This is a genomic window from Treponema sp. UBA7570 (assembly GCA_002477955.1).
In the GTDB taxonomy this organism is placed as follows: Bacteria; Spirochaetota; Spirochaetia; order Treponematales; family Treponemataceae; genus Treponema_D.
Genome location: DLLE01000024.1, coordinates 1 through 9,389, shown reverse-complemented (window position 1 = coordinate 9,389; position 9,389 = coordinate 1). Strand labels below are relative to the sequence as shown.

3 protein-coding genes and 1 pseudogene are annotated in these 9,389 nt (G+C 41.7%); 1 reads left to right on the top strand and 3 read right to left on the bottom strand.

Annotation, left to right across the window (positions count from 1 at the left end):
• The 3 genes and pseudogenes from B4N75_RS02350 to B4N75_RS02340 form a co-directional block, all read right to left on the bottom strand.
• A pseudogene (locus B4N75_RS02350) lies at nt 1-1,535 on the bottom strand (hypothetical protein); the annotation flags it as partial.
• A 114-nt stretch (nt 1,536-1,649) separates the two neighbouring features.
• The gene (gene abc-f, locus B4N75_RS02345; RefSeq protein WP_296706515.1) at nt 1,650-3,605 is read right to left on the bottom strand and encodes a ribosomal protection-like ABC-F family protein; all 1,956 of its coding nucleotides are present in this window, start codon (nt 3,603-3,605) and stop codon (nt 1,650-1,652) included.
• A gap of 13 nt (nt 3,606-3,618) precedes the next feature.
• The gene (locus tag B4N75_RS02340) at nt 3,619-5,055 is read right to left on the bottom strand and encodes an SH3 domain-containing protein (protein WP_296024339.1); all 1,437 of its coding nucleotides are present in this window, start codon (nt 5,053-5,055) and stop codon (nt 3,619-3,621) included.
• Between the two features lie 242 nt (nt 5,056-5,297).
• On the opposite strand from B4N75_RS02340, the gene dnaE reads away from it, so the two are divergent.
• Nucleotides 5,298-9,011 (top strand): DNA polymerase III subunit alpha, encoded by a 3,714-nt coding sequence (gene dnaE, locus B4N75_RS02335; RefSeq protein WP_296706513.1) that lies wholly within the window; start codon nt 5,298-5,300, stop codon nt 9,009-9,011.
• Nucleotides 9,012-9,389 lie beyond the last annotated feature (378 nt).

The following is a 9,389-nucleotide window of genomic DNA, read 5'->3' as shown; positions in this document are numbered from 1 at the left end:
GCATTCATTGCCAAAAGGTTTGTCTGGCTTGCAATCGACGAAATTATTTGGTTTGCGTCCAAAAGTTTTCCAGACTGCGTCTGAATTTCTGCAATTTTTGAATTCATCTGCTTGTGTTTTTCAAGTCCTTTTCCTGCATTTGTCTCAAGATTTACAAAAGCCTGAGAAAGGTTTGAAACAGAATCATTTACAGCATCGATATTTTCAATCATTTGCGAAATACAAGAACCGGCATTTGTCACGCCTTCGTTTTGTTGCAAAATCATTTTTCCAAGAGAGCTTATTTTTAAAGAAATTTGCTCAACGGTTTCCGAAGTTTCGTCTACGCTCGAACCCTGTTCGTTTATCGAAGCCTCAACAGCTCCGATATGACGGTTAATTTCTTCAATAGATTTTACAATTCCCCGGATTGAAGCACGCAAAATTTCGAGAGCACGGCTAAGCTCATCTTTTGAATTCTTGAGGTTTAAAACCATTTGCTGAAGTTTTCCGACAAAAACATTAAATCCGTTCTCTATATCCAAAATCAATTTAGATTTTACACCAGGCTCGCTTGAATGAAGTCTTTTTGTCAAATCAGCATCGCTAGAAGCAAAATCTCCAACAGCCTTATTCAACGCTCTAAGCGGCAGCAAAAAGTGCCTTGCTGTCATCAACCCCCAAAGAGCAAGCGCAAAAATCAAGACAATTGCAACAGGAAAAGCTGCACATGGCAACGCAGTTTTTAAATTATACGGAACAAAAAGCGCCATTTGCCAGTCAACCGACGGAATAGGCGCTACAACAAACGCTCCGCTCCTGCTCTTAAAAAAAAGCTCGCCTGTCGAAAACATATACTTTTGGTCAAGCGCAGGAACCGTTTCTGAAATTTTCGTCTTGTTTTCCAAAAGTTTTGTGTCGGCAGCGCCTGTAATTTCTCCGTTTTTATTGTAAAAAAACATTTGATACTTGTGTTCGAGATTTTGATACATCATATCGACAAAGTCAGAAAGGTCAACTCCAGTTCCGACAAGGCCAATTCCTTTGCCAAAACCGTCGCGCACAATCGCATCAACCCAAAGCATGGATTTTTTAAGCGCAATGTCGTAACTCACCATAAAAGTGTAGTCGTCTTTTAATTCAAGGCAAGTCGGAAACCATGAATTTGCAGGATCGGATTTATCAAGAGTGTAAAGAACCCTTCCGTTAGAATAATAAAGCAGGTCGTTGTCAGAAATAGAAAATGAATTTTTTCCCTTAAACATTTCCTGATAAGAATGAATTTCTTCGGCAGCGCGTTCAGAAAGTTCTCGGTCAGAAGGATTTTCCATATAAGCAGAAATTAAAGGCGATTTTGCCATTTGAGTTGCGAGCAAAAGCTGACCGTCAAGATTGGAAGAAAACTCCAATTCTTTGATCCTGGCAACCTGCATTAAAGACGATTCTGTTTTCGAAAAGAAAACAAATCTTGTTCCAGCAACAACAAAAAAAACGGCAAAAACCACAAGCAAACAAAAAATTAAACATTTAAAAACTGAAGAACAACTTTTTTTCATAAAAAACTCCCCATTTAGACTATAGAAATATTTTAATCCATAAAAAAAATTCTGTCAGATTTTTTTATGTTTTTTGTCTTCAGTTTGTTTTTTGTCAATCTTCTTCCGAACTAATTAAAATTTTTCCAGAGCTTCGGCCGCTTCCATCCACTGAAGATTCAATTCTTCGAGCTTTTCTGCAAGTTCATCGATTTTTTTCTGAACGGATTTTGCTTTTTCACCATTTGCATAGACTTCCGGCTTTGCCATTTGCGCTTCCTGGGCAGATTTTTCTTCTTCAAGCTTTAAAATCTGTTCTTCAAGATTTTTTACGTTTTTTTCGGCACGGCGCCTTTCCGATTCAATTTTTTTTTGCTCTTCCCACGAACGTTTTGTTTCTGTTTTTTCTTCTTTTTGAGAAAATTTTTCCGGCTGAGCAGAAGATTTTAGTTCATCGTTTTGAGAAAATTCACCGCTGGCTTCGCGCTCAAGACGCTCCATATAATATTTGTAATCGCCAGGAAACAGCCTGAACTGCCCCGGTTTTAATTCAAGAACACGAGTGCTTAAATTCTCGATAAATCCGCGGTCATGGCTTACAAAGATAACAGTTCCGCCAAAATCTTTCAGAGCATCAAGAAGGGCATCTTTTGAATGCATGTCCAAGTGGTTTGTTGGTTCGTCCAAAATCAAAAAATTTACAGGACGAAGAAGAAGCTTTAAAAGTGCAACGCGCGCTTTTTCGCCGCCAGAAAGAACATCAAGACTTTTATGGACATCGTCTCCCCGAAACAAAAAGGCACCGAGCATATCGCGAATTTTGGGAATAAGTTCCAAAGGAGCTTCGCTTTCTACAGTATCCAGAACAGATGCGCTGCCCTTTAGCGTTTCGGCATTGTCCTGGCTAAAATATCCGATTTTTACTCCGCTTCCAAGTTTTACTTCGCCCGAAAAATTAGAATCCTCTCCGGCTATTATTCGCAAGAGAGTTGATTTTCCAGCGCCGTTATGTCCGGCAACAACCAAACGCTCACCGTTTTCGAGAACCAAATCCAAATTTTGAAGAACATTGTGTTCTCCGTCGTAAGATTTTGTAATTTTTGAAAGTGTTGCAACCAGCCGTCCAGAATGCGGGGCTGGAGGAAATTTAAAATGAATTTTTTTCAGGCTTTCAGGAATTACAATCTGTTTTTCGAGAATTTTATCGAGCATTTTCTGACGTTCCTGTGCCTGAGCCGCCTTCGTCGCCTGAACACCGAAGCGATTTATAAATTCCTGAAGGTGCGCAATTTCTGCCTGCTGCTTTTCGTATTCGCGAATTAAAGTTTCGAGTTCGATTTCGCGCACTTTTTCGTAGTGAGTGTAATTTCCAGGATAACGCTTTAATTCGCCGTTAAAAAGTTCATAAACTTCGTTTACGGTATGGTCCAAAAAATAACGGTCATGGCTTACAAGCAAAAATCCGCCTTTGTAGTTGTCTAAGAATTTTTCCAGCCAGCCACGGGCTTCAATATCAAGATAGTTTGTAGGCTCGTCTAAAAGCAGAATATCTGGATTTACCATCAAAGCTTTCCCAAGCGCAATGCGCATCTGCCAGCCGCCGGAAAATTCTTCACAATTTTTATCTAAATCTTCGCGGCTAAAACCAAGACCTGCCAAAACCTGCTCCGCCATAACCTGACGGCGATTCCATCCGCTTTCTTCAAGCTCGGTCAAAATAGCATCGTGCCGTTCCAAAAGGAGTTTTTCGTTTCCTTCGCCGTTTTTTAGTTTGTCGCCGATTTTTTCCATTTCGGCCTGAAGCTCATATCCAAAACCAAAAGCCTTGTCTGCTTCTTCACGCAGAGAACAACCGTGGTGAGTAAGTCCGCTCTGAGGAAGATATGCAATTCTGGCGTCTTTTTGCGCAACGCGCTGACCGCCGTCTGGCTGAACAAGGCCTGCCATAACTTTTATGAGCGTGGATTTTCCGCTTCCGTTTGCTCCAGTAAGAGCGACTTTTGAGCCTGCCTGCAAGTTCACAGAAACATTTTTTAAAATATCACGGTCTCCAAAAGCAAGGGAAACCTGAGAAAACTGAACAAATGCCATTTATTTTTCCAAATTAGTGATTTTTGCTAAAGTACATAACAAGAGGAGAAGAGCCACGGGCCGTAACAAGATTTCCGCGGACTGTCGCTTTTTTTGCATCTTCAAGACGCAAGCCTTCCGGATCTTTTTTATAGAAAAAACTTACATCTTCGTCCATTCCTTCAAACGAGAATGTCAAAATTCCGTCAAATTCTTTCTTTAACTGATTGCTCAAATAATATTTGACAGAAACTTTTATATTTCCATGCGCGCTGTTCGAAATTACGCCTGGAACAAGCAGCTTAAAATTGTTCCAGACAGCAGTATTGTCTTCGCTAAAAATAATTGTTCCGTAGTTTGAACTGTGATAGACAGGACCTTCATCCACAAAACTCTTAATTTCAAGATTTCGTCTTTCAATTTCTGTTTCGATCGCAGCCTGAACATTTTGAGAAAGCGCAATAAAATTCTCGCTTTTAAGTTTTCCGTCAGTGTCCATATATTGAACGGTAAGCGAATTTTTTCCGATTAAAGTGATGTAAATTCCGTGGCCATCGAGCTGATACGCGCCGTCCTCGTTCTTTTTGATTTTTGTATAAGTCCACTTTTTGTCGAGGTTTTCTGTGCGCAGGGTTGCTGTAAAAGTTAAAGTTTCGCCTTCTTTTGCAACTTTTGGAACAGGAATTTTTTCCGGGATTTCCACTTCCATCTGTTCGCCCGGATTTTCGTCCAAAGGCAAATCTGAAGGCTCTTCTGGTGATTTTTCCGGATATTTCCATTCAACCTGTCCAAAATCAAATCCAAAACTTTCGTCCATTTTTGACAAATCCAGACGGCCGCTCGAAAGCATTGATTTATATTCTTCTGGATACCATTTTTTTGAAAAAGCGGCTGTAAGCTCTTCGTCGATTTTTTCTTCTTCTACTTCTGTTTTTACAGCAATCTGGTTTTCTGTGCGTTCAAAAAGATTGAGATTGTATGAATAACACCAGCCTTCAGTTCCAGTTCCGGTTAAAACGCGGAGCCATTCGCCGGGAAGCTCTCCATGGCCGTTTGTAGGTTTTACGCCTTTTCCCTGATACAAAACACGGATTACTTCGTTTTTGCGAAGACGGTAAACCTGTTTTGAGCCGTTTTCTGTTCCAGAGCGAATCGGAAGTCCGTCGAGTTTTACGTTTGCATAAGTATGTTCGTAATTGGAATAGCGGGCAGCAAGCTTTTCGGTTTTTGACTTGCTCTGAGGCTCGGAAATCTGCCAGAGAGGAATTTCGACTTTGTGTGTATTTTCAAGTCCCATAATGATATAAGAATGGGAAATGTTTGATTTTACATAAACTTTTACAATCTGTCCTTCGTGGACTCCGGCTTCCGGGTTATTCCAAAGAACAAGTGAGTAGCCGAGTTTTCCACAACCAGTAAAAAGAATTAAATTTAAAAGTCCCGACAATAAAAATACGATTTTTTTATTCATAGTGTTGAATTATCCCACAATTTTTTTTGAATTTAAAGCCCTGACAGTTCTGGCCTGCACTAGCGATGTGCAAGGCGCGGAGCGTTTCCAAATTTATTTGGAAATGGAGCGTAAGCGGAACCTGGAACGTAGCGGCCCGCACAAGCGGGTAGTGCCCAAATTACGAAAAAAATGATAAAATCAAGCCATTTCTAAATGCTGGAATTTTTTGTTCCGATTGTGCTCTGTTTTTGGGAGGAATTATGGCAGATTATCACGTTTTTGAGGCAGCCCCGGAAGGAACTCCACCGGCGAATTTTGTTCATCTGCACGTTCACTCGGATTATTCGCTTTTGGACAGCTGTGCAAAACTTGACGACCTTGTTGCAAAGGCAAAACGCCTTAATATGCCGGCACTTGCGCTGACTGACCACGGAAATATGTTCGGTGCGCTCAATTTTGAAAAACTCTGCCATGTAAACGGCATAAATCCAATTGTCGGCGAAGAATTTTACGTTGCATACGGAAGCCATCTCGAAAAAAACGATGTTCCTTATTCGCACAAAGGAGAGGACGGAGACCGGCAGGCTCACTATTTTCACCTGATTCTTTTGTGCAAAAACCAGAAAGGCTACGAAAATTTGAGCTGGCTTTCGTCGATTGCTTATCAGGAAGGACTTTATTACGGAAAACCAAGAATCGACTTTGAACTTTTAGAAAAATATCACGAAGGTTTAATCTGCTGTTCTGCCTGCATTGCCGGAGAATTGCCGCAGCTGCTTCTTGCGGGCAGGGAAAGCGAAGCCGAAGAACTCGCCTTAAAATACAAAAATCTCTTTGGTCCTGACCATTACTACATTGAATTGCAGGATCACGGTCTTGAAGACCAGAAAACTGTCAATAAAATGCTGATTGCAATGGCGCGAAAACTCGATATTCCGCTCGTCGTTACAAACGATATTCACTATATCGAAAAAGAAGACTGGGAAGCTCAGGACTGTCTGCGATGCATTGGCTTTAAGAAAAATATGAACGAACCGCACCAGACAATGGGCGCTGAAAAACACGAATGGTATTTTAAGACAGAACAGGAAATGCGACAGCTTTTTCCAGACTGCCCCGATGCCTACGAAAATACAGTAAAAATTGCGAATATGTGCAATTTGACTATTAAACAGTATAAAACGCAGGAATTAAAAGAATGTCTTCCGCGGTTTGAGCTTCCAAAAGAATTCCAGACGCATGGCGACGAATACACAAAAAACCAGGACGATTACATGCGTCATCTTGTAGAAGAAGGTTTGAGAAAACGGTATCCGAAAATTACGCCGACAATCCGCCAACGCGCCGAATACGAACTTGGAATTATTTTTAAAATGGGTTTTTCGGGCTACTTTTTAATAGTATGGGAATTTATCAACTGGTCAAAATCAACATGGGACAATGTAAACAACCGCGAAAAACCGTATATTCCGATTGGACCGGGACGAGGTTCGGGAGCAGGCTCTCTTGTTGCCTATTCGCTTGGAATTACGGACATTGACCCTTTCCGTTTTAAACTGATTTTTGAACGATTTTTGAATCCTGAACGCGTTTCAATGCCGGATTTTGACGTTGATATGGATTTCGACTACAGGCAGGATATAATCCAGCATACACGCGATTTGTACGGCGATCCGCAGGTTGGACACATTGTTACTTTTGGAACATTAAAACCAAAAAACTGCATTGCCGATGTTGGACGCACGCTTGGAATTTCTCTTGCAGAAGTAAATATGCTTAAGTCGAAGGTTTCCGAAAACTTAAAGGCAAAACTCAAAAACTGCTTTGACCCTCCTAATGAAAAATTTCCGGACGGAGGACAGCTTGCAGAATTCCGCCACGATCCTCGTTACGAAAAACTCTTCGATCTCGCACTAAAACTCGAAGGCTGCAAACGAAACACAGGCCTGCACGCTTCGGGAATGGTAATCGGCTTGACCGCTCTTCCAAACTGGGCACCGGTTTTTAAAGATTCAAAAACGGGCGAAGTCGGCGTTCAATACACAATGGACATTATAGAGCCTTGCGGACTTGTAAAATTCGACTATCTTGGACTCAAAACACTTTCGCTCATACGCTACGCAGAAGACATCATCAACAAGCACAAAAAGCCTGGCGAAAAAAAATTTATCTGTGCAGAAGTAAGCGAAACCGACAAAAAAACATTCGATCTTTTTAAACGTGGCGACTCGGTTGCAGTATTCCAGTTTGAATCTCCTGGAATGCAAAAAATTCTGCGCCAATTCCAGCCGGAAAAAATCGAAGACCTTGTAGCATTAAACGCGCTCTACCGTCCGGGTCCACTGCAGTTTATTCCAAACTACATAGACGGAAAATGGAAGCCGGAAACAATTCACTATCCTGACCCTTGCCTTGAGCCGATTTTGAAAGAAACTTACGGCGTTATGGTTTATCAGGAGCAAATTATGCAGGTTTCGCAGAGAATTGCGGGGTTCTCGCTCGGCGGCGCAGATATGCTCCGTCGTGCCATGGGAAAAAAGAAACCTGAAGTTATGATGGGAAAAAAAGTTGAATTTGAAGAAGGAGCAATAAAACAAGGCTTTACAAAAGAACACGCCGACGAAATTTTCGACATAATGGTTCCGTTTGCAGGCTACGGATTTAACAAATCTCATGCGGCGGCATATTCAGTTCTCGCATACAGAACAGGCTGGCTAAAGGCAAATTGCCCGGCAGAATTTATGGCGGCGAACCTTACAAACGAAATCACATCGACAGACGGACTTCCAGTCTACATTGCAGAAGCACGAAGGATGGGGCTTCAAGTTGATCCGCCAGACGTAAACCGCTCAGACTCAAATTTCGATGTTGTAGACGGGCACATCGTCTTTGGATTCCGCGGAATAAAAGGCATGGGAAACGCAGCCGCAAATGCAATCGTAAAAGAACGCACCCAGAACGGTCCGTTCAAAACCTTCATGGACTTTCTTGAACGAATGATAACCGTAAAAGAAGACATTATCGACGAAGAAAGCGGTCAGAAAAAAGGCGAAAAACTTGCCATCAACAAAAAAGCTGTCGAAGTTTTAATAAAATGCGGAGGATTCGACAACCTCGACCAAAACCGTCCGACCCTCATTGCAAACCTCGACTCTGCCTGGGCATATACCGAAAAAAAAGTTTCCGGAGGAAGCGACGGACAAATCAGCCTTTTTGAAAACACAGGCGAAAAAGAATTTGCCGACTACAAATTTGAAGCAATTCCAGATTCAACAAAAATGGAAAAACTGAATATGGAAAAAGAACTCATTGGCTGTTACGTTTCTGGACATCCTCTCGATGACTACCAGAAAGCCTGCGAAAAAGCGACACTCAACTCACAGAATATAATCCGCGAATCAAAGGCCGCAAAAAGCCAGCACGCAGCGGCAATCGAATCCGGCGCAAAACCGTGGCAGCTCAAAAACACCGAAAAAGAATACGTTGCGATTGGAATGATTACAGAACTGCGCTCAATCATCACAAAAAACCAAACAACAATGGCATTTGCAAAATTGCAGGATTATACAGGCACAATCGATTTAACATTTTTTTCAAAAATCTGGGAACAGCTGTCTTCAAAAATCGAAAACGACAAAGTCTATGCATTCCGCGGACGGCTCGACACAAGGCCAGACCGGGAAGAACCATCGTTTATAATCGAAGCCCTCGAAGACCCAGAAATGCTCAAAAACCGTGCAATTCAGGAAATCCACATTCAGCTGGACGACGGGTTTAAGGAAGAACAGCAAATTTTCAATTTAAAAGAGTTTTTATTTGGAAATTCTGGCAGTTGTTCAGTATATTTTCATATAAATGCAGGCGAAAGTTCTTATACAATAAAAGCAAACACACAACTTTCCGCCCCGGGCACAAACGAATTTTTGGAAAAAGTAAAATCAATGTCGTTCGTAAAAGACGCGTGGCTTTTCTAAAAATTCGGGCGTCCCGGCTTACGCCGTCGGGTGTTCCGCCACTTGCTGCGCGCGGTGCTTCGCACTGCCTTCGGCATGGCTCCACCCCCTGACGCAAATTTGGAGAGAACGGCAGGGTATTTCGCCGTTAGTGGCGATTTTGGAGGTAGTATCAAAAAAAATACTTCCCTGTATTTTTTTTGACACAAAGCACTTGCGTGCTTTTTATTTCGCCATCCGTAGCGATTTTGAAGGTAGAAATAAGATAAAAACAGCCGAAAATTGCGTCTGTTTTTAAAAAGTTTGCGTTGCAAACTTTCTTATCATCTGTTGTTTCTCACTTCGTTGCGAAACAACTTAAAAAGTCAATCCTAAAACTGAAGTTTTAATCTTGACTTT